The following is a 21092-nucleotide window of genomic DNA, read 5'->3' on the forward strand; positions in this document are numbered from 1 at the left end:
TTAGCCAGCCGCCCCGGCCAACCCGCCGGGGGCCCGCCCGCCCCCCCGCCCGGCCCCACGTCTGTTTGCCGATGGGCTCAGAAGTACTGCATTCCCGCGTCGATGCTCAGGTGCTCGGAAGTGATGAAGCGCGCGTCGTCGGAGGCGAGGAAGGCCACGGCGCCGGCGATGTCTTCGGCCTCCATGGCCCAGGCCGGCAGGAACGGGGTACCCATGTTGCCCAGCGACGGGTTGGTCTCGATGGCGCGGGCCATGGCGTTCTGCATATCGGCGGTGGCCATTCCGGTCTTCACCGTGCCCGGATGAACACTGTTGACCCGGATCCGGTGCCTGCCGAGTTCGGCGGCGAAAGCCCGGGCCAGTCCGGTGACCGCGTGCTTGCTGGCGGTATAGCCCACCGCGAACGGCTGCATCTTCTTGCCGGCATACGAACTGGTGAGAATGATCGAACCGCCGCCCGCGGTGATCAGGTGCGGTGCGCTGACCATCACGGTGTTCCAGACGCCGACGACATTGGTGTCGATCGTGGTCTGGAAGTTCTCCGGGGTCGTCTCGTCCCACGGCGCGAGAATGCAGATTCCCGCGTTCGCGACGACGATGTCGAGCCGGCCGAGCTGCCGGACGCCGTCGTCCACAATGGACCGCATCGTAGCCAGGTCACGGACGTCGCACCGTTCCGCGACGATCCGGCGGTTCTCGGCCTTCACCAGCCGGGCCGTCTCGCGCAGGTCCTCCTCGGTCGGCGACTCGTAGACAACCAGCGGCAGCGGTCCGGCCACGTCGATCGCGATGATGTCCGCACCCTCTCGCGCGAGGCGGACGGCGTGGGCCCGGCCCTGCCCGCGCGCGGCCCCGGTGATGAAGGCGACCTTGCCCTCCAGCTTGCCAGCCATGGCTTCGACTCCTAATCGTTCGCGTGGAACAGGACGGGCAGCTCGGCCGGGCCCCGCAGGATCGTCCCGGTGTCGCGGGCCACCGCCCCCGGTGCCATTCGGAGCCCCGGCAGCCCACCGAGCAGCGTGTCGAGGGCGATCTCCAGCTCGGCGTAGGCGAGGTGGAGGCCGGCGCACAGGTGCGACCCGAGGCCGAACGTCAGCGCCGCGGTGCTGAGCTTGCGGGCCGGATCGAGCTTGTCGGCATCGGGAAACGCGTTCTCGTCCCGGTTCGCCGACATGATCGAGTAGACCAGCGGGGTCGACGGCGGCAGGCTCATGCCGTGCCAGACGACCGAGCGGTCCGGCGGCGACGAGCGCGGCAGGTTGGCCACCGGGGAATCCCACCGGATCGCCTCTTTGATGATCGGCAGCCGGGTTTCCGGGTTCTCCCGGGCCAGGTCGAGGAGCGCGGGTTCGGTGAGCAGCGCGCGCAACACGTTGCCCAGCGCCAGGTAGGTGGTGTCGGCGCCGGCCGGGAACAGGTGCCGGATGAAGGCGTGCACCTCGTCGTCGTTGAACCTCTCGCCGTCGACCTCGGCGGTGACGACCACCGAGATGAGGTCGTCGCCCGGATGCGCGCGCCGCTGTTCGATCAGCGGCGTGACCATGTCCACGTAGGCATCCTTGGCGGCCATGGCTTTTTCGGGATCATGGGACCAGCGGATCAGATCCATCGCCATCGTGGCCAGCGTCGCATCCTCGCGGTCGGTCGGCAGGTCGAGCAGGCGGGAGATGATGCGCAGCGGGAACCTCTTGGTGAAGTCCGTGACCAGATCCGCGTGGCCCCTCGGGGCCATCTCGGCGACCAGCTCGCGGCCGACGCGGCGGATCAGGTCCGTATAGCGCGGCACGACGTTGCGCCGGAAGGCTTTCGTGAGGATGGCCCGCCGGACCTTGTGCTCGTCGCCGGTGAAGGTGGAGACGAACCGGCCGAGCGAATGGGCGGAGGTGGCGATGTACGACGTCGCGGCGGGGAGCGTCGACTCGTCGCGGAAACCGTCGGCGACGAACTCGTAACTGAGCAGCGCGACGGCCGGCTGCCCGAACACCCGGACCCGCCGGGCGGGCGCTTCGGCCCGCCACTCGCGGAACAGGGCGTGCAGGTCCTGCGTCTGGCCGCGGCTCTCGTCGCCGAAGTCGAAGTCGGTCTCCGGGACATCCAGGCCGAGGGTCATCATCAGGCTCCTCTTCGAAATGTCAAAACTGGAATTCGGGATATCGAAAAGTGCGGCTGAGAAATACCGGAAGGCGCGGATCGCTCACGGTACTATATTGCGCTCGCGCGCCGGGAAGTCAAGACCTGGCACGGTGCTGTCCTTTGTGGACTTTCTGCTCGCGTCGCACGGTTGAGTACCCTGTTCTCGTTGACGCCGGGACCACCGTCCTTTTACTGTTTCGATCGTGGAGCCGCTGAAGGGAAGGGTCGCAGTCGTCACCGGTGGCAGCCGGGGCGTCGGGCGCGCGGTCGCGCTGGTCCTGGGTGCGGCCGGCGCGACCGTTTACCTGACCGGCCGCAGCCGCCGTGGCGGGAGTTCGATCCTGCCCGGCACCATCGACGACACGAGGGACGAGATCGTCGCCGATGGCGGGCAGGCGATCGCGGTGGAATGCGACCATTCCTCCGACGAGTCGACCCGCGCGTTGTTCGCCCGGGTGGAGGCCGAACAGGGGCGGCTCGACCTCCTGGTCAACAGCGCCCTCGGCTCCCGGTTCGACCGGACGCCGGAGCTCTACGGCGACGGCGGGTTCTGGACCCAGCCGCTCGATGTCTGGGACGACTACCACGATGTCGGCGTCCGTTCCTACTACGTGGCGAGCGCGCTGGCGGTACCGCTGCTGCTGCGCTCGGACCGGGCCGCCATCGTCAACCTGGGGTCGGCCGCCGCGGACGGTTACATCCTGGGCACCGCCTACGGGGTGAGCAAAGCGGCCGTCAGCAGGTTGTCCGCGGACATGGCGCACGAGCTGCGCGCCCACGGCGTGGCGTCGATCGAGGTCAGACCGGGCATGCAGATCACCGAGCGCGCGATCATGCACGAGCACGATTTCGCCCCGGACTGGAAGGACCGCGCCCAGTCGCCGCGGCTGACCGGTCTGGCGGTGCGGCAGATCTACGCCGAGGAGGACCTCGGTGCCCGGTCCGGTCAGGTCATGAAGGTCGCCGAGGTGGTGCGGCGGTACGGGCTCAGCTGACGGGCCGTTCTTGCTTGTGGGATACCGAGTTGTCGATGCGGATGGCGTGGTTTCCGCGCTGCCGGAGGAGGTTGTGATGTCGGATCGCAGGGTTGCCTTTGTGACGGGGGCCAGCCGGGGGATCGGCAAGGCGATTTCGGTGGCGCTGGCGCGCGCGGGGTTCGATGTGGCCATCACGGCGCGCACCGTGGAGCCGGGGGAGGAGCGGGAGCATTCGGCGTCGTTCCACTCGTCGGACACCTCCGCACTGCCGGGAAGTTTGCGGGAAACCGCGACACTGGTGGAAAAAGAGGGCCGGCAGGCGTTGCTGCTCCAGGCCGACCTGCTGGACCGGCCGTCGCTGGGGGTGGCGGCGGCGACCGTGCTGGAACGCTGGGGCCAGGTGGATGTGGTGGTGCACAACGCCCGCTACATCGGGCCGGGGCACATGGACACCCTGCTGGGGGCGCCGTTGTCGGTCATCGAGAACCACATGCAGGGCAACTTCTTCGCCCCGTTGCAGCTGAACAAGATCTTCCTGCCCCGGATGATCGAGCGCGGCCGCGGCCGGATCATCGACCTGACCAGTTCGTCGGGATTCAGCGACCCGCTGAAGCCGGCGGGCGCCGGGGGATGGGGCATCAGTTACGGGGCCACGAAAGCGGCGCTGCACCGGGTGGCCGGGATCCTGGCCGTCGAGCACGGCCCGGACGGCATCCAGGCGTTCAACGTCGATCCCGGCTACACCGCCACCGAACGCATCGCGCAGGACATGGCCCGCTTCGGGTTCGCCGCGAACGGGGAACCACCCGAGGTCGTCGGCGCCGTGGTGGCCTGGCTGGCCACCGCCCCCGAAGCCGCCGAACTCAACGGGCACACCATCTTCGCCCAGCAGTTCTGCGCCGACCACGACCTCGTCCCCGGCTACACCGGCCCCCAGCCGCGCAAACCCTCGGGGCGCCCCGACCTGTCCGGTGCGCACATCGCCCAGTTCCAGGAGAACTGACGCGGCGCCGCACCGGTGGCCCACCTGGGCCCCGGTGGACGGCGCGAACACCATTGGCCGGTTGGTCTGGCGCCTGACACGGCGCTGGATCATCCCAGCGAGTCCCTCGACGCCACGCACCGCGCAGCGTCCTGAACGACGACATGCCGCACATCGGCCAGGACGCCTGCCTCCCGGGCTGGTGCTCGGCGAGCGGAAACCGGCCGGTGTGCGGCAGGTGTCCTGATCGGACGGTCCCGGCTCAGGCCTTCCGCGCCATGGCGGCGCCACCGCCGCGGTGCGGGAAGACGGCGCGCATGCCGCCGTCGACGATGATGGTCTGGCCGGTGACGAAGCTCGCGAGGTCGGAGACCAGGAACACCAGCGGCCCCGCGATCTCGTCCGGCAGGCCGGCGCGCCCGAGCGGGACCCCGTTGGCGATCGCGTTGTCGTCGCAGGTCAGGCCCGACGCCGCCATCGCGGCGACGACCCGTGGCGTGGCGATGCTGTCCGGCGCGATGGCGTTGACCCGGATGCCGTGCGGCGCCCATTCCTGGCTCATCGTCCGCACCAGGTCCATCAAACCCGCCTTGGCCGCACCGTAGGCGGCGTGCATCGGCGCGCCGTAGACCCCGCTCACCGACGCCACCATCACCATGGCGCCCCCGGCCCCGGAATCGATCATCACCCGTGCCGCGGCGCGGCCGAGATACAGGTGATGGGTCAGGTTACGGCGCAGGTCGAGATCCCAGCTCCGCTCATCCACCGACATCAAGTCCGTCCAGGCGGCGAGACCGACAATGTTCGCGACAACGTCGAGACTGCCGAACGCCGCCACCGTCTCGGCCACCATGCGGATCGCGTCCGCCTCGACGGTGACGTCACCGGCCACCGCCGCGGCGCCGACGCCGATCGCCTCCAGTTCGGCGACGACCGCCTTGGCGCGGTCGACGTCGATGTCCGCGATGGCCACGTTCGCGCCGGCGTGCGCCAGGAGCAGCGCCGTCTCGCGGCCGATGCCGAAGCCGCCGCCGACGACGAGCGCGTTCTTCCCTTGCAGGCCAAACCCGGTCTTCGTCATGTCAGGCCGCCGTCCTGCGGAAGGCCGCGGTCCGGTGTTCCGCGGCACCGTCGATCTTCGGGATGACGTACTCGCCGACCAGCCTGATCGTGTCGAGCGAGTCCTCGTGTGTGGTGGGCGGCGACGCGTAGCAGAGCTGGTCCACCCCCGCGGACTCCCAGCGCCGGATCTGTTCCAGGGCCTCGTCCGGGTCGCCGCAGATGATCCGTCCGCTCCGGATGGACTCCTCCAGCCCGTCCGCGTCGGGGTCGGGCAGCAGCGCCGGCCACTGCGGCACGCCCGCGGGCCTCGGAAACGTGTCGTGGTAACGGAACACCAGGCTGTTGAGATACCCGAGCCCGCCGCGCAGCGCCTTGCGCCGTGCCTCGGCCGCGTCCTCGGCCACGAACATCGGGATCGTCACCAGCACGTTGTCGTTGACGAACGCGCCGACCGGCTCGGCCTGCCCGATGGCGCCCTTGTACGCGGCCAGCACGGGTTCGAGTTCGGCGATGGCGCTGACCGAGAAGCCCAGCACCCCCAATCCCTTGCGGGCCGCCATCTCGTAGCTGCTCGGGTTGCCCGCCGCGTACCACATCGGTGGGTGCGAACCGCCGTACGGTTTGGGCAGGATGTGCCGTTCGGGCAGGGACCAGTATTTGCCCCGGTACCCCGGGTAGACATCGTGGGTGAACATCTTCGCGAACTCGCCGATGACGTCCTCCCAGATCTCCTTCGTCGTCGAGGTCTCGGTGATCTCGGCGTGGTCGAGGAAGCCCAGGATCTCGTGACTGCCCGCGCCGCGGCCGGTGCCGAACTCGGCGCGGCCGCCGGAGATCTGGTCCAGGTAGGCGACGGTCTCCGCGACCTTCGCCGGATGGTTGACCTGGGGCAGCGGATTGAAGATCCCGGATCCGAGGTGGATCCGGGAGGTCCGGGCGGCGACGAAGGCCAGGAACACGTCGTTGGCGGACAGGTGCGAGTACTCCTCGAGGAAATGGTGCTCGCTCGCCCACAGATATTTCCAGCCGTAGCGGTCGGCGGTGACCGCCACTTCGATGTCCTGCTCGATCACGCGATGCTCCGCGTCCGGCACCCCACGCCAGCGGGTGGCGGGGACGTAGTTCTGCACGAAGAGTCCGAGCTCCATGTCTTCCTCACTCCGGTGGGGGGTGTCGACGGGCATGCGCACTCACCCTTTTTTCGAGATATCAAAAGAATCTGTTTTGATATATGAAAAAAGGTTGGCCGTTCATTTTCCGCACGAAGAATGAATCATGGGCCGGGACCCGGTGTCAACAGGCCCGGCCGGGGCCCGCCCGGCGGTACACCGCGCGCCGCTCGTCTGGTAGGAGGCGCGAAGAACTTTTCGGCATACCGAAATCCTTTTGAATTCTCCGAAGTCAGGAGGTTTAATGGTGGACGGATGGTGGCGAGGCTGTCACCGGTCGCAGGCGAGCGTCGCTGCGCGTACACCACCCGTCTCGGTCCGAGGGAGTACCGGATGAGTCCCGCCGCACTGGCCGCGTCGCGTGCTATCGCCGTGCTCGACTTCTTCACCGCTCATCCACGGCGGTCCTTCACGCTGTCGGAGCTGTCCGTGTCGCTCGGCATCAACCTGGCGTCGCTGTCGTCGGTGCTGCGTTCGCTCACCGACACCGGGTACCTCACCCGCCATCCGCGCCACAAGACCTACGAGCTGGGTGCGGCGCTGCTGGCCATCGGGCAGGCGGCGAACCAGCGGCACCCGTTCGTCGAGCTGGCGCGCCCGGAGATGCGGCGCCTCGCCGAGACGATCGGCACCGAATGTGTCGGCTCGGTCGTGGTCGGCGACGAGATCCTGATGCTCGCCCTCGCGGGGCGCCCGTCGGCGCGGTCGTACGCGCTCGCGCTCGGGGACCGCGTCCCGCTGGTGCCGCCGTTCGGCCAGGTGTTCCTGGCCTGGAGCAACCCGGCCGCCATCGAGTCCTGGATCACCCGGGGCCTGGGCGAGTCCGTCCGGTCGCCGGAACGTGGCCGCCTGCTCGACTCACTGCGTCACGTGCACGCGCGCGGCTACGCGGTCAACCTGGCCAGTCCCGAACTCGACAAGGTCCGCGTCATCCTCGCCGGCCTCGCCCGCCGTCCCCGCGACGGTGCGCTGCGGGCCCAGCTCGCCGTGGCCGTGCAGTCGGTGGGCGACGACTACGAGCTCGTCGACGAGAAGCCGGACCGGCGGTACCCGGTCTCGCTGATCAGCGCGCCGGTCTTCGGCGAGAACGGCGAGGTGGTCTTCGCGATCACCGCGTGCGGCTTGCCCGAGGTCAGCGGCCACGAGCTGCGGCGGATCGGTGACGAGATCGCCTCCGCCGGACGGATGGTGACCCGGCAGATCGGTGGGGTGGCCGGCGGCGCCGGGCGCCTCCCGCGCGCGGACGTCCGCCCGGCGCCCGCACCGCACGCGCGATCGGTGCGGGCCTCCGCCTGACAGCGTCCTCACGCGGTGCGGTCGTACCCGTTGCCCGACGGGACGCGCCCGCCGATGGCCCTGGTCAGCCATAGCCCGGTCTCCGCGACGCCCGCCGCGATGTGGTCGATCTCCGAGCCCGTGCACGGTTTCAGGCCGGTCAGGGTGATGGCGAAGACGACGGAGGCGTCGGGCCCGAACACCGGGGCGATGATCATCTCCGGTTCGTAGGTCGCGTCCGGGCTCTCGTCGAGCAGCTCGTAGGAGTCGTACGAAGCGGCCATCCGGGCGAGCTGCCCCCGGGCGTCGTCGCCGTAGGCGCGCTGGCCCAGGAGCGCGTGCTGGAACGCGTCGAGCCACTCGCTGCGGAGGTTGACCGCGAACCCGCGTTCCCGCACCCGCCGCAGGACTTCGTGCAGGCGCCGCTCGGTGTCGGCCGCCCCTGAGCGCGCCTCGTCCGGCTCCTCCGGCAGCACGCCGGCGAGCCACCGGCGGACGGCGTCGGGTTCGCTGTGGGCGAGCCAGATCTCCCCGAACGGCGGCACCAGCGGGATCCGGTGGCCGATCGAGACACCGCGGGTGTTCTGCGACGCCCGGCCCTCCACGACGAGGATCAGGATCTCGTCCGCGACGAGGACACTGCCCACGCAGTCGGCGTCGAAGCGCTCGGCCAGGCCCCGCAGCTCCGGCCGGGCGAGATCCACCACCGGGTGCCGGCCACTCGCGGCGCGGCCGACGGCGATGAGCGCGGGGCCGAGCTCGTAGGTCTTGTGCCGTGGGTGCCGGACCAGGTAGCCGGTGTCGGTCAGCGCCTGCAGGACCGAGGTGAGCGAGGACGGGCTGGCGCCGACCTCGACCGCCAGCTCCGACAGCGTGCACGGCCGGGTGGGATGGGTCGTGAAGTAGTCGAGGACGGCGACCGCCCGGGTCGCCGATCTCGCCGAGGGTGTCGGCACGTGCCACCTGCCAAAGGTCGGACCGGGATTGTGTCAGTAGGCGCCGATGACGTGCCTGCCGTAGAGCCGGATCATGTCGGCGAGCTCCTCGAACTCGCCGACGAACGAGTTGTCGACGCCGGTCGCGGGGATCCCGGCGCCGAAGGCGATGTGCACGTGGCCGGCCCCGGTCAGCTCCTCGAACCGGCGGATCTGCGTGATCACGTCGTCCGGCGCGCCCCACAGCAGCCGGTCCTGGGCGATCTCCGCCGCCGGGACGTCCTCGCCCTCGTCCAGCCGGCGCACGATCGCCCGCGGCTCGGCGACCTCGCTGGACTCCCGCCAATGCGCCACCAGACCGCGCACATAGCGGGGCAGCATTCCCTCCTCGACCTCACGCCGGGTCGGCTTCACCCAGCCGAACCGGCGCAGCACCCACTCGGGCTCCTTGCCGAGCTCCGCACACGCGGACCGATACGTCGGCAACAGCTCCAGCACCGAGCTCAGCGCCTGGACCGGCCCGCACAACCACGCGTCGCCCCGTCGCGCCGCTCGCCGCACCGCCACATGCCTGGCGCCCGCGACCCACAACGGCGGCGACGGGCGTTGCACCGGCCGGGGGTACACGGTCAGTTCCTCGAAATCGAAGAATTTCCCCTGATAGGCGGTATTCTCGTGCTCCCACACCAGCTTGAGGATTTCGAGCGCCTCTTCCATCAGCTCGCCGCGGCGGGCGAAATCGGCGCCGAAGACGCGGTACTCCTGCTGGTTCCAGCCGATGCCCGCGCCCAGTGTCACGCGGCCCCCGCTGAGCTGGTCGAGGGTGGCGACCTGCTCCGCGACCAGCAGCGGATGGTGGATCGGCAGGATGTGGATCCCGGTGCCGAAGCGCAACCGCTCGGTGTGCGTGATGAACCCCGCCAGCAGGGTCAGCGGATCTGCCGGATCGCCCTGCCGGAAATGGTGCTGGCCGATCGTGACCGTGTCGAACCCCGCCTCCTCGGCGAGGGCGAGGAGTTCGAGTGTCTTCCGGTACGGCGCGCGGTCGCTGAGATCACGCACCAGTGGCAAGGACATGGAAAACTTCACGAGCCGACGCAAGCACGCTTTCGGGCAAAAGGGAAGAGCATTTCGCTATTCCGAAATATGGCGCGAAAATCGGGACCGCGCTTGCGCCGGCCGGAAAGTTATCCCACTCTCGAAGGTATTGGCGTGCCATTCACATCGAGGTGATCCCATGGTTGTCGTGACGCGCGGCCCCGCGGCGGAGCGCGCACTCGCCGAGCGCCGGCTGGCGGCGGACGCGGGTGCGCGGGTGCCGCCTCCGCCCGGGGTGACGGTGTCGGACATCGTGCTCAACGGGGTGCCCGCGATCTCCGTCCGGCCCGACGACGTGGCCGGCGACCGGACGCTGCTGTGGTTCCACGGCGGGGGCTACCGGCTCGGTTCCGCCCGCGGGTTCACCGGCTGGAACTGCCGGCTGGCGGTCGCGTGTGGCTGCGAAATCGTATCGGTGGACTACCGGCTCGCGCCGGAGCGGCCGTATCCCGAGGCGCTGCTGGATGCTGTGCTGGCCTACACCGCGCTGCTCGGATCACGGAGGCTGCTGGTCGGCGGCGAGTCCGCGGGTGGCGGCCTCGCCGCGGCGCTGCTGCTGGCCGCGGCGGATCGCGGGCTGCCCAGGCCGTTGGCGGCCGTACTCTGCTCGCCGTGGCTCGACCTGCGGAACGAGTCACAGTCCTTTGTGGATAATGCGGGACGGGACGTGCTCTTCCCGCGGGAGTCGGCCGACCAGGCCGCCGCGCTATATTTGGGTGGTCACCCCGCGACCGATCCCTATGTGTCCCCGCTGCTCGGCACCTGGCCGGCGGACACGCCGCCGATCCTGGTCCAGGCCAGCCGGGACGAGAGCCTGCGCGACGACGCGGTGGCCTTCGGCGCCGCGGTTCCGACCGCGAGAATCCAGCTCTTCGACGGCGTCCCGCACGTGTGGCACCTCGGGTATCCGGACGCGCCGCGCAGTGTGGAGGCGGTGACGGAGATCGTGCGGTTTGTCGGTGAGGTCGTCCCGCCCGTCGTGGCGGCCGTGGGAGAGTCGGTGTCGGGGTGAGTGGGTCCACTGTGGTCAGTCGGCGGCGGGGGAGAGGCGGAAGACGGGCCAGCCGATCTCGGTGCGCCAGGCCGCAGGATCAGGATTGTCGCGCGGGCCGACGAGATACGTTTCGTGGACGGGGCCGTCCACGGCGAGTGCGTGCTCGACCACCCAGGCGCCGAGCCGGCCGTACGTGACGTCGATGTCGTCGTGCGGTCCGAAGTGGACGATCACGGCGAGTTCGACGGGCGCCAGCACCACCGGTCGCACCCGGCCTCGCCGCGGCGGATCGGCGACGGGCCGGTACACCAGCACCGCTCCCCGGCCGCCGGTGAACAACTCGTTGGCGTACTGCCCACCCGCCGGCCCGAGCGACGGCACACCGGCGATCGCCGCGTCGAGTTCGGCCATCGCCTCCTCGTACCAGACCAGCACGTCCCCCTGAGCGACGACACCGTCGACCGCGGCGACCGTCCGGGCGGCCACCGAGCGAAGTTCGACGGGCAGCCCACCCTCGTCGGGACGCAACAGCCGCCGCAGCGAGGTCGCGGCGGCCCGGGCCCGGTCCAGTTCCGCTTCGAGCCGCCGCAGGTGCCCGCTGATCAAACCCGCGCGCTCCTCGGCGTCCTCGGTGGCAAGGATCTTGGCCACGTCGGCGAGCGGGACGTCCAGCTCGCGCAACCGGTGGATAACCTGCGCGGTGGGGATCTGCTCGCCCGCGTAGTAGCGATAGCCACTGACGGGGTCGATCGAGGCGGGCTCCAGCAGCCCGGACTCGTGGTAACGGCGCAGGGTCCGCACGCTCAGGTGCGTCAACTGGGCGAAGTCGCCGATCGTCAATCCGCGTGACATTCCCCCACTGTGCACCCACCCGGCCCGGCGCGCTTGACCCTCTCCCCGCGGGAGGGCCCACCGTGGCGGGCATGAGTGAACCGATCGACACCCGGGCACTGCCCCCGGTGATCACCTGCTACCTGGCCGCCCACCAGGCCCGGGACCTCGACCCGGCGCTGGCCTGCTACACCGAAGATGCCGTCGCGGTCGACGAGGGCCACACCTACCGCGGCCGGCGTGAGATCCGCGACTGGCTGGCCCGCGCCGCGAGCGAGTACACCTACACCATCGAACTGGTCTCCGCCCAGCGCACCGACGACGAGCACTACGTGGCTGTGCACCACCTGGAAGGCGATTTCCCCGGCGGCGTCGCCGACCTGCGATTCCAGTTCACCCTGCGCGACGGTCACATCGCGGCACTGGTCATCGAACCGTGAGGGGACTGGGGCGGTACGGGGCCTGGCTCCATCCGCTGGACGGCGACGCGGCCCGCATCGAGTATGCGGTCGAGGCCGAGGATCTGGGCTACGGCACGGTGTGGCTCGGTTTGGGCCAGCGCGACGAGAGTGACCTGCGGCTGGCCGAGCGGGTCCTGGACGCGACGCGCCACGTCGTCGTCGGGACCGCGATCGTCAACATGTGGACCAACGACCCGGCCACCCTCGCCCGGTCGTACCGGCGGCTGGAAGCGCGCCATCCCGGTCGTTTCCTGCTCGGCGCCGGCGTCGGCCACCCGGAGTCGATCGCCGGGTACCGGTCGCCGTACCAGCGGATGGAGTCCTTTTTGGACACCCTCGACGCCGGAGGCGTGCCGGGTGACCGGCGCGTGCTGGCCGCGCTCGGGCCACGCGCGCTGCGCCTGGCCGGTGCCCGCGCCGCCGGCAGCCACCCGTACCTGACGGTGCCCGCCCACACCCGGACGGCCCGTCGCCTGCTCGGACCCGGCCCGCTGCTCGCGCCGGAGCAGACAGTCGTGGTGGACCCGGATCCGGTCGAGGCCCGGCGGCGCGGCCGCGCCTTCGTCGGTGATCCCTATCTGCGGCTGTCCAACTACGTCAACAACCTGCTGCGGCACGGCTACGACGAGACCGACATCGTGGACGGCGGCAGCGACCGGCTGATCGACACCCTGATCCCGCACGGCACGCCCGACACGGTCGCCGCCGCACTGGCCGCCCACCTCGCCGCCGGTGCCGACCACGTCGCCGTCCAGGTCCTGCCCGCCCCGGGCGAGGGACCGATGCCGGGGCTGCGGGCGCTGGCCCACCGACTTGACTCGATCGTCGTTTAGGTCATGTCGCGGTGAGGACGATTTTGCCGGTGGTCTCGCCGGCTTCCATCGCGCGGAACGCGGTTTCCGCGTCGCGCATTGGGACGTCCAGGCCGATCTGGGGCCGGATACCGCTCTGCGCGACGAAGGTCAGCAGATCGGCGAGTTCCTGCCGGGTGCCCATCGTGAGCCTTCGACCCGCAGCTGCAGGAAGAACACCCGCTGCAGGTCCGCGCCGGGGTTGGGCCCGCTGGTCGACCCGCAGACGATCACCGCGCCGCCCGGGCGCAGCGCCCGGAGCGAGTGGCCCCAGGTCGCCTCGCCGACGGACTCGAACACCGCGTCGACCCGGCTGGGCAGCTTCGCGCCGGTGGGGAACACGCGGTGAGCGCCCAGTTTCTCCGCCAGCGCCCGCTTTTCCTCGCTGCGCCCGGTGACCCACACGGTCATCCCGGCGGCCCGGCCGAGCTGGACGAGGGCGGTGGACACGCCGCCGGACGCGCCCTGCACGAGCATCGTCTGCCCGGGCCGCAGGCCGGACTTGGTGAACAGCATCCGGTACGCGGTCAGCCACGCGGTGCCCATCACCGCGCCGTGCGCGGCCGAAACCCCGTCCGGCAAAGGAACCGCGTTGCGCGCGGGCACGACGACGTAGTCGGCGAAGGTGCCCTGGTGCAACTCGGTGAGCAGGGTCCGTCGCGGGTCGAGCGTCTCGTCGCCCGTCCACGCCGGATCGGAGACGACGGGATGGACGACGACCTGAGTGCCGTCGTAGAGCGTGCCGACCCCGTCCATGCCCAGGATCATCGGGAACCGCTCGGCCTTGATCCCGACCCCGCGCAGGGTCCACAACCTGAGGCGGCCCTCGCTCCGGGATGGCCTCCTCATGAATGACCAATTCACCACGTCGGCGCTGTCCTCGCGAGGAACCACCTCAGAACCTGCGGCGGCGCGGGCTTTCAGACGCGTTCGAGCACGGTTCCGGTGGCTATGCCGCCGGCGCAGCACATGGTGAGAAAGCCGAGTTCGGCGTCGAGGTCTTCGAGTTCGTGCACCAGGGTCGTGATCAGCCGGGCGCCGGACGCGCCGAGGGGGTGGCCGAGGGCGATCGCGCCGCCGCGTGGGTTGACGCGGTCCTCGTCGGGGCGGAGTTCGGCGAGCCACGCCTTCACCACCGACGCGAAGGCCTCGTTGATCTCCACCACATCGAGGTCGCCGATCTTCAAACCGTTGCGGTCGAGAATCCGGCGTGTCAACGGAATCGGGGCCGTGAGCATCATCGACGGATCGTCACCCAGAACGAGATGATCGCGGACGCGAGCCCGTGGCGTCAGGCCCAGTTCCGCGGCCTTCCGTGCCGACATCAGCAGCACCGCGGCGGCGCCGTCGGACACCTGAGACGACGTTCCCGCGGTGAGGCGCCCGTCTTCGGCGAAGGCCGGTCGCAGCGCGGCAAGTGTCTCGGGCGTGGTCTCTCGCCGGATTCCCTGGTCGCTGCGATGGGTTCCGTCGTCTGTCGTGATTGGACAGATCTCGCGGTCGAACCGGCCGGCGTCCGTCGCCGCCGCGGCCAGCCGGTGTGAACGGACTGCCCACGCTTCGAGATCGGTGCGGGAAAGGTGCCACGCCTCGGCGATGCGCTCCGCCGAACGGCCCTGTCCCACCAGGTTCTGCGCCTTGACCAGACCGTAGTTCTCGATCATCGACGGGGTGATGGCGTCGCCGTACTCCTCCTGGATGCGGACACCGGTGGCGAACGGGACGCGTCCCATGTGCTCGACCCCGGCAGCGACGACGATGTCGCGCACCCCGGACCAGACCAGTGCCGCCGCGAGGTTCACCGCTTGTTGCGAAGCGCCGCACTGGGTGTCGACGGTGCTCGCCGGCACCTCGACCGGCAGGCCGGCGTGCAGCCAGGCGTTGCGGGCGATGTTGACACCCTGCTCGCCGATCTGCTGGACGCATCCCGTGATGACCTCGTCGACCTTGCCCGCGTCGAGCCCGGCTTTGTCGAGCACGGCCCGGTAAACCGTACCCAGCAGGTCGTGCGGGGTCAGGTCCCGGAAGATGCCTTTGACCGGATGGCCGCGCCCGATCGGGGTGCGCACGGCCTCGACGATGACTACGTCCTGGGGGTTGAGCATGCACGGTCCCTTCAGCTCTGCCGGGCGTAGGTGACGATCGCGTCGAGCGCGGCCGGGTTGGCGAGGCTGCTTCGGCTGACCACCGAGTCCGGGTCCGCGCCCTGGAGGATGCGTTTGACGGGTATTTCCAGCCGTTTGCCGGACGAGGTGCGCGGCACTTCGGGGATCTCGGCGATCTCGTCGGGCACGTGCCGCGGCGAGCAGCCGGTCCGGATCGCGGTCCGGATCCGTTGTCGCAGTGCGTCATCGAGATGATGCCCGTCGGCGAGCGCGACCAGCAGGATCAACCGGCCCGGCGCACCAGGCCGGGACAGGTCGACGGCGATCGCATCGTCCACTTCGGACATATCGAGCAGTGCCTGGTAGATCTCGGCGGTCCCCATCCGAACCCCGCCGCGATTGATCGTCGCGTCGCTGCGCCCGGTGATGACGCCGGTACCACGCGCGGTGAGCTCGAGCCAGTCGCCATGGGTCCACACGCCGGGGAATCGGCTGAAATAGGAGTCGCGCAGGCGCTGCCCGTCGTCGTCACCCCAGAAATAGACCGGCATCGACGGCATCGGTTGCCCGATCACCATTTCACCGACGGCCCCGGTCTGTGCTCGTCCATCGTCGGTATAGGACCGCAGATCGACCCCCAAAGCGGCGGGGCCCAGCTCGCCCCGGTACACCGGCACGGTCGGCGCGGCCCCGAGGAAAGGGCCGACGACATCGGTGCCGCCGCTGATCGACAGCAGCCAGGTGCGCTCGGGAAAGGTCCGGTAGACCCAGTCATAGCATTCCGCCGCCAGCGGCGACCCGGTCGAGCCGATCGCGCGGAGCGCCGTGAGATCGTACTGTTCGGGCGGCTTCACTTCGTTGCGCAGGCACGAGTCCAGGAAGGCGGCGCTGGTGCCGAGGAAGGTGGTACCGGTTCGCGCGGCCAGCCGCCACAGCTCGTCGCCGCCCGGATTGCCGTCGTACAGCACGATGGCGGCGTCGGCGAGCAGGGCGCCGACCACGATGTTCCACATCACCCAACCGGTTGTGGTGAACCAGAAGAAGCGGTCGGCCGGCCGGAGACCCAGTTGCAGGACACTGGTTTTCAGCAGTTCGAGCAGGATTCCGCCGTGGCTGTGCACGATCGACTTCGGCTGCCCCGTGGTGCCCGAGCTGTAGAGCACCCACAACGGATGATCGAAGTCCACGGGTGTCGTGCGCAGCGCGCTATCTTGCGCACCAAGGAAACCCGGCTCCCACCCGGTGCCGTCTAGGTAGCCCAGCCGGACATACTCGGCGGAAATCGCCTCGGCGATCGAGCGCCCGTCGGCCTCGCGGTCGACGTCCCGGCCCTTGTAGCGGTACCCGTCCACAGCCAGCAGAACCTTGGGCTGGATCTGCGAAAACCGCGAAACCACCGCGGGAACACCGAATTCGGGTGCGGCGGACGACCAGATCGCGCCCAGTCCCGTCGTCGCCAGGAACGCGGCGACCGTTTCCGGCGCGTTCGGCAGATAGGCCGCTACCCGGTCTCCGGGGCCGACCCCTTTCGCGACCAGCCCCGCTTGGATCCGCGCGGTCTCGCGGCGGAGATCACCCCAGGTCCAGGTGCCGTCCGGGCGCGCTTCGCTCGCGAAACACACCGCGACCTTCTCCGGATCCCGCCCCGCGAAAATGTGCTCGGTGAAGGACAACCGGCCGCCGGGCAACCACTCGGTACCCGGCATGGCACGGCGGCCGAGTACGCGTTCGGGCGGGGTCGACCAGCGCACGCCGAGGAATTCGGCCGCGGTCGCCCAGAACCGTTCAATGTCCTCAATGGACCATCGCCACAGGCTGGGGTAATGCTCGCTCTGCCCGGCGAATCGCGCGAACCGGCTGACCGCGGCGGCGCGGTACTCCTCATCGGAGGGCTGCCACAGCGGGACAGCGTCGCTGGCGTCCAATCTCATGCCTTTCTCGCGAGTTCACGGGGATGGAAAGCCGGTGGGGCCGGGCCGCGACCCCACCGGCAAGACGGTCAGGCGGTGATGTTCTCCTTGGCTTCCTTCTCGCGTTCCTCGAACTTGCTTCCGCCCACGGGCGGTGGCAGCACGGGGAATTCCTTGTGCACCTTGCGCAGCACCTCGTCGGCGGAGGCGTTGGATCGGGCGAACAGTTCCGGCAGATTGACTCCGACCAGCTTCCCGTCCTTCTTGACGTGGCGGCCGTCGATGAAGACGTCGAGGATGTCCTGCGGCGTCGACTGGAAGATCAGGTTGCCCACCGGGTTGATCGCGGGCTGGCCGGTGAAAGTGCCGGCATTGCCCACGATCACGACGTCGGCCTTCTTGCCCACGGTGAGCGAACCGGTGACGTCGCCCAGCCCGCAGGCTTCCGCGCCGTTCACGGTCACCCACCGCAGCACGTCCAGCACATTCGTCTGCAGCGATTCCGGCATCGCACCGCTGGAGTTGACCGGCTCGTTCTGCGCGTGCCGTTCCGCGGCGAGCGCCAGGCGCATCTGCGGCACCAGGGAACCCGAGTTCAGCGAGATGATGTCGCAACTCAATGTCGGCTTGATGTTGTGCCGCCGGCAGTTCTCCATCTGCGGCCAGCCCATGCCCATGTTCAGCTCGGTCTCGGCCGCGATGGACACCTTCGCGCCCGCTTCGCCCAGGTACTGCCATTCGAGATCGTCCAGCGCGACACAGTGAATGTGCACCTGGTCCGGGCCGAGCAGCCCGGCCTTGTGCAGGTCCTTGATCCCATTCGACAGTGGCGTGCCGAAGAAGCACGCGGTGTGGAAGGCAATGAGGCCGCCTGTTTCGCGTGCGGTCGCGATTTCGACTTCGGTCTGCGAAAACGGTACGAAACCGAGTTCGTTGACCGAGACCCCGAGGCGGACCCGGGACTGTCCGGAATGCTTGTCGACGAGCCGTTTGTAGTCCGACACCCGGTCGGCATGGCTCTCGAAACCCTTGACCGGCGGGGCCGAATCGAAGAAACCGTAGGCGAAAACGGCACGGATCCCGGCGTCGAGCAGTCCGTCGATCGCGCCGTCGGCGTGGCCGGGGCTGTTGTTGCAGTGCGAGAAGTCGAGCACGGTGGTGACCCCGGCGTCGATCGCTTCGAGCGCCCCGACGAGGTTTCCGATGTAGACGTCCTCGGGGGTGTAGTTCGGCGAAATGGCCATCCGCAGCGTGTTCATGTAAGCGCTGATGGACATGTCCGCGCAGAGGCCGCGCATCTGCGTCTGCCAGGTGTGGCGATGGGTGTCGACCATGCCGGGAATCACCAGGCGGTTCGCGGCGTCGACGATTTCGGCGCCCGGGGCGTCCAGGTTCGCGCCGACCGCTTCGATCGTGTCGCCGTTGATGAGGACGTCGCCGGTTTCCAGGACACCGAGATCCGGGTCCATCGTGACGACATGGCCACCTTTGATCAGTATGCGGTTGCTCATTGTTCGCTCCATCGGTTGGGACAGCGTTGTCTTTCTTGATGGCTTTTCTGACGGTTATTTGATGGCGAGGCCGCTCAGTGGTGCGCCGGACGCGCCGCTGAGCGGCAGGGGAGGTGCGACGAACTGGAATTCGTACACGCCGTCGGCGTCGCAGCTCGCCGAAAGTGCTTCCAGATCGAAGATTTCGCCCATCGCCAGTCCCATGTGGACCAGCGCCACGGTGTGCAGTGGTTGCACGTGGGCGATCTCGTTGGGGCGGACCTCTACGCCCCAGGTGTCGGTGGCAACGGCGGCGACCTCCTTTTCGTGCAGCCAGGGCGCGGTGTGCAGGGACAGGCCGGGCGCCGGGCCACCGGCGTAGTCGCCCCACCGGCCGCGGCGAGCGCCGAGGAAGCCGGTCCGGACCAGGAGCGCGTCGCCCCGCCGGATCTCCACACCCTCCGCATCGGCCACTCGCTCGAGCTCTTCGACGGTGATGGCATGCCCGGGCGCCAGGCTGTGCACGCCCGCCTGGCGCGCCACGTCCAGCAGCACCCCACGCATCACGAACCTGTCCACTCCGGCCTGGATGCCGTTGCGGGTACTGCCGGTCGCGGTGGACAGGGTGGCGGGGCGGCCGTTGTACATGTTCCCGTCGAAGAAGATGTGGGACAGCGAGTCCCATTGGGTGCCGGCCTGGGTCGGCAGGATGACCACGTCGTCGGAGAAACCGAAGCCCTTGGCCGGGCCCCACGGGGTCGGTTCCTGGGCGCCGGCGGCGTAGTCCGTGCCGGAGGCCTTCACCAGCAGTTGCGGGTTCTGCCGGAAGCCGCCGTCCTGGCAGCCGTGCTGGTCGTACGGCAGGCTCAGCGGGATGACCTCGCCCTTCTTGACGAGTGCCGCCGCCGCCCGGACCTGCTCGGGGCCGACGTAGTTCAGGGTGCCGATCTCGTCGTCCGGACCCCAGCGGCCCCAGTTGCCGCAGCGGCGGATGTAGTCGTGAAGGATTTCGCTTCCTTCGGGAACTTCATCCGCTCGGCCCTGCGTCCCGGGCAGCTGCCCGGTCCGCGTCCGCGGTGCCGTCACTCGTCGCTCCTTTGCGCCTTGGGTCATCCAGACTGATGCTCGCGGTCAGGTGCCCGCGCCGTCTATGTTTGCGCTCATCAAAACGGGGTCGATTCGTTGTGCCGCGCACAATGCGGCTCATGTTTCACTGGTGTGGCCGCATCTCCCGCCACGCCGCGGAGAGAAATGCCGGACTTGTGGCGCACGAAGCGCAGACCGGCGCGTACGAGGCGCTGGGGTCCCGGTCCATCTCGACCGCGACATAGGACTTTTCGCAGCGGTGGCAGCGCACCCGGTCGCCCCAGACGTCCGAAACCTCGTCGCGGGGGTCGTTCGGGCGCGGGCGCCGGTCCGTCGGGTTCCCGAACCGTCCGCGCAGGACGGCATAGAGCGCCACGGCGGCGACGAAGGTCAGTGGCGCGCCCCAGGTCCCGGCGAACGCCGGGGTGGCGACCAGCAGCGTGATGCCGAGCGCGCTCGCCACGATCCAGGCGGTGAGCCCGGGCACGTTCGCCGCGGGCACCCGGCCGGGCCGGAAGTCCAGTAGGCCTTCCCGCCGTGCGCGCCGGAAAGCGAGTTCGACGAGGACGATCGCCACCCACGCGACGACCACCGTCGCCTGGTAGTTCAGCGCCTTCAGCAGGAATGTGAAGATATTGGTGAGCATGAACAGGTAGCACGCGAGCCCGGCCACGCCGACCCAGAACCAGCGCGGCAGCCTGACCCCGAACACCCGGGAAAAGAAGCTCTCCAGGTTGGCGGAGGCCAGGTAGAGGTTGGCGCTGTTGATTTTCGTCTGGGTCGCGAAAATGAAGATCAGCCCGGAAATCCCCATCAGGTTGACGATTCCCACCACGAGTGACGCTTCACTGACGGTGCCCGACGAGGGCAGCGTGCTGGTGAGGAAGATGCCGACAAGGCCGTTGGCGAGAATCGCGAACGTGTAGAACACCGGGCCGAACGTGACCGCTCCGTTGAACCTGGCGTGCTCGGTCTTGCCGAGCCGGGCGAAATCCACGGTGTAGAACATGATCAGCCACACGCCCATGAAGACGCTGAACGCGAACAGCCAGCCGGGTCCTGCGATTCCGGACCCGGATGCGGCCGGAATGTGCAGCCACTTGTCCGAGTAGCCGTATTTCACGACGGACCAGATGACGGCCGCGATCACGCCGACGACGAACAGCGGCAGGAGCGCGGCATTGAGCCGGTCGAGCCAGCGGCGCACGCCGCCGATGACCAGCGGCAATGCGTACAGGATCGTGACCCCGTACCAGAGCGCGATCGAGCCGCCGAATTGTGCCTGGAAAGCGACAGAGAGCACGGAAGCCTCGAAGGTGGCGAAATAGATGGCGCCGGCCGCGAAAACCAGCGTCGCGACGGCGGCCCCGAAATAGCCGAGCAGCCCCCGGGACAGCAGCGCGACGGTCAGCCCGCTGGTGGTCGCGACACGGGTCAGGGCGTAGTTGATCACGCCGTAGACGGCGGCGGACAGCGCCATCCCGATGATGGCGTCGACGGTGCCGACCGCGAGCGCGATCGTGGCTCCGACGACGATCCAGAACATCGCCGTCAGCAGTGAGGACCACGCCATGGCCAGCCGCAGGCGGCCCAGCCGCCAGCTACGGGGCACGACGTGCAGGGAGTAGTCCTCGGTGGCGGCCTCGCGGACGACCCGCGGGTCGTCGGTGGTGGACACGTTCAGTGGGGGGAGTGGTGCCTGCGTGGGCAGGCCGGTACGGGGATTCATCGCT

The 21092-nt window shown here is 69.3% G+C and carries 18 protein-coding genes and 1 pseudogene; 6 read left to right on the forward strand and 13 right to left on the reverse strand.

Translation table 11 applies throughout. From position 1 onward, the window contains the following. Positions 1 to 77 precede the first annotated feature (77 nt). Together LOZ83_RS28035 and LOZ83_RS28040 are read right to left on the reverse strand one after the other, a co-directional pair. A complete protein-coding gene (locus LOZ83_RS28035) occupies positions 78 to 893 on the reverse strand; it encodes a mycofactocin-coupled SDR family oxidoreductase (RefSeq protein WP_236794697.1) in 816 nt (271 codons plus the stop codon). An 11-nt stretch (positions 894 to 904) separates the two neighbouring features. Further along, entirely contained in the window at positions 905 to 2110 is a 1206-nt protein-coding gene (locus LOZ83_RS28040; RefSeq protein ID WP_236794698.1) for a cytochrome P450, read from the reverse strand. Positions 2111 to 2336: 226 nt separating this feature from the next. On the opposite strand from LOZ83_RS28040, the gene LOZ83_RS28045 reads away from it, so the two are divergent. Together LOZ83_RS28045 and LOZ83_RS28050 are read left to right on the forward strand one after the other, a co-directional pair. Beyond that, positions 2337 to 3128, forward strand: coding sequence for an SDR family NAD(P)-dependent oxidoreductase (locus LOZ83_RS28045; RefSeq protein ID WP_236794699.1), 792 nt, complete (start codon positions 2337 to 2339; stop codon positions 3126 to 3128). Between the two features lie 76 nt (positions 3129 to 3204). Further along, positions 3205 to 4113 carry an SDR family NAD(P)-dependent oxidoreductase gene (locus LOZ83_RS28050; protein ID WP_236794700.1) on the forward strand — a complete coding sequence of 303 codons (909 nt, stop codon included), beginning with the start codon at positions 3205 to 3207 and terminating at the stop codon, positions 4111 to 4113. A 241-nt stretch (positions 4114 to 4354) separates the two neighbouring features. On the opposite strand, the gene LOZ83_RS28055 is transcribed toward LOZ83_RS28050, so the two are convergent. Both LOZ83_RS28055 and LOZ83_RS28060 read right to left on the reverse strand, forming a co-directional pair. Then, on the reverse strand, positions 4355 to 5173 hold the full coding sequence (locus LOZ83_RS28055) for an SDR family NAD(P)-dependent oxidoreductase (protein WP_236794701.1): 819 nt from the start codon (positions 5171 to 5173) through the stop codon (positions 4355 to 4357). 1 nt (position 5174) lies between these two features. After that, a complete protein-coding gene (locus tag LOZ83_RS28060) occupies positions 5175 to 6302 on the reverse strand; it encodes an LLM class flavin-dependent oxidoreductase (RefSeq protein ID WP_236794702.1) in 1128 nt (375 codons plus the stop codon). Positions 6303 to 6656: 354 nt separating this feature from the next. Between LOZ83_RS28060 and LOZ83_RS28065 the strand changes: the two genes are divergently transcribed. After that, positions 6657 to 7619 carry an IclR family transcriptional regulator gene (locus LOZ83_RS28065; protein ID WP_236794703.1) on the forward strand — a complete coding sequence of 321 codons (963 nt, stop codon included), beginning with the start codon at positions 6657 to 6659 and terminating at the stop codon, positions 7617 to 7619. Between the two features lie 8 nt (positions 7620 to 7627). Here the strand turns inward: LOZ83_RS28065 and LOZ83_RS28070 are convergent, their stop codons facing one another. Both LOZ83_RS28070 and LOZ83_RS28075 read right to left on the reverse strand, forming a co-directional pair. Continuing rightward, entirely contained in the window at positions 7628 to 8554 is a 927-nt protein-coding gene (locus tag LOZ83_RS28070; RefSeq protein WP_236794704.1) for an IclR family transcriptional regulator, read from the reverse strand. Between the two features lie 33 nt (positions 8555 to 8587). Beyond that, positions 8588 to 9610: an LLM class flavin-dependent oxidoreductase gene (locus tag LOZ83_RS28075; RefSeq protein WP_236794705.1), complete on the reverse strand. Its 1023-nt coding sequence runs from the start codon at positions 9608 to 9610 to the stop codon at positions 8588 to 8590. Between the two features lie 160 nt (positions 9611 to 9770). Here LOZ83_RS28075 and LOZ83_RS28080 point away from each other — a divergent pair, with 160 nt between their 5' ends. Beyond that, positions 9771 to 10643, forward strand: coding sequence for an alpha/beta hydrolase fold domain-containing protein (locus LOZ83_RS28080; RefSeq protein ID WP_236794706.1), 873 nt, complete (start codon positions 9771 to 9773; stop codon positions 10641 to 10643). Between the two features lie 15 nt (positions 10644 to 10658). Here the strand turns inward: LOZ83_RS28080 and LOZ83_RS28085 are convergent, their stop codons facing one another. Beyond that, positions 10659 to 11477, reverse strand: coding sequence for a MerR family transcriptional regulator (locus LOZ83_RS28085; protein ID WP_236794707.1), 819 nt, complete (start codon positions 11475 to 11477; stop codon positions 10659 to 10661). Between the two features lie 71 nt (positions 11478 to 11548). Here LOZ83_RS28085 and LOZ83_RS28090 point away from each other — a divergent pair, with 71 nt between their 5' ends. Both LOZ83_RS28090 and LOZ83_RS28095 read left to right on the forward strand, forming a co-directional pair. After that, complete coding sequence (locus LOZ83_RS28090; protein ID WP_236794708.1) at positions 11549 to 11896, forward strand: nuclear transport factor 2 family protein; 348 nt, start codon at positions 11549 to 11551, stop codon at positions 11894 to 11896. Continuing rightward, on the forward strand, positions 11893 to 12750 hold the full coding sequence (locus LOZ83_RS28095) for a TIGR03620 family F420-dependent LLM class oxidoreductase (RefSeq protein WP_374202728.1): 858 nt from the start codon (positions 11893 to 11895) through the stop codon (positions 12748 to 12750). Before LOZ83_RS28090 ends, LOZ83_RS28095 begins: the two co-directional genes overlap by 4 nt. 1 nt (position 12751) lies before the next feature. Here the strand turns inward: LOZ83_RS28095 and LOZ83_RS28100 are convergent. The 6 genes and pseudogenes from LOZ83_RS28100 to LOZ83_RS28125 form a co-directional block, all read right to left on the reverse strand. Next, positions 12752 to 13581: pseudogene (locus tag LOZ83_RS28100) on the reverse strand (zinc-binding dehydrogenase); the annotation flags it as partial. A 107-nt stretch (positions 13582 to 13688) separates the two neighbouring features. Further along, positions 13689 to 14873: a thiolase family protein gene (locus tag LOZ83_RS28105; protein ID WP_236794709.1), complete on the reverse strand. Its 1185-nt coding sequence runs from the start codon at positions 14871 to 14873 to the stop codon at positions 13689 to 13691. Between the two features lie 11 nt (positions 14874 to 14884). After that, positions 14885 to 16804 carry an acetoacetate--CoA ligase gene (locus tag LOZ83_RS28110; RefSeq protein ID WP_236794710.1) on the reverse strand — a complete coding sequence of 640 codons (1920 nt, stop codon included), beginning with the start codon at positions 16802 to 16804 and terminating at the stop codon, positions 14885 to 14887. Between the two features lie 68 nt (positions 16805 to 16872). Then, entirely contained in the window at positions 16873 to 18294 is a 1422-nt protein-coding gene (locus tag LOZ83_RS28115; protein ID WP_236794711.1) for an amidohydrolase family protein, read from the reverse strand. Positions 18295 to 18348: 54 nt separating this feature from the next. Continuing rightward, complete coding sequence (locus LOZ83_RS28120; RefSeq protein ID WP_236794712.1) at positions 18349 to 19359, reverse strand: cyclase family protein; 1011 nt, start codon at positions 19357 to 19359, stop codon at positions 18349 to 18351. Positions 19360 to 19483: 124 nt separating this feature from the next. Then, on the reverse strand, positions 19484 to 21088 hold the full coding sequence (locus tag LOZ83_RS28125; protein ID WP_236794713.1) for a cytosine permease: 1605 nt from the start codon (positions 21086 to 21088) through the stop codon (positions 19484 to 19486). Between the last annotated feature and the right edge of the window lie 4 nt (positions 21089 to 21092).

The sequence above is a fragment of the Amycolatopsis sp. GM8 genome (assembly GCF_021653975.1).
GTDB lineage: Bacteria > Actinomycetota > Actinomycetes > Mycobacteriales > Pseudonocardiaceae > Amycolatopsis_E.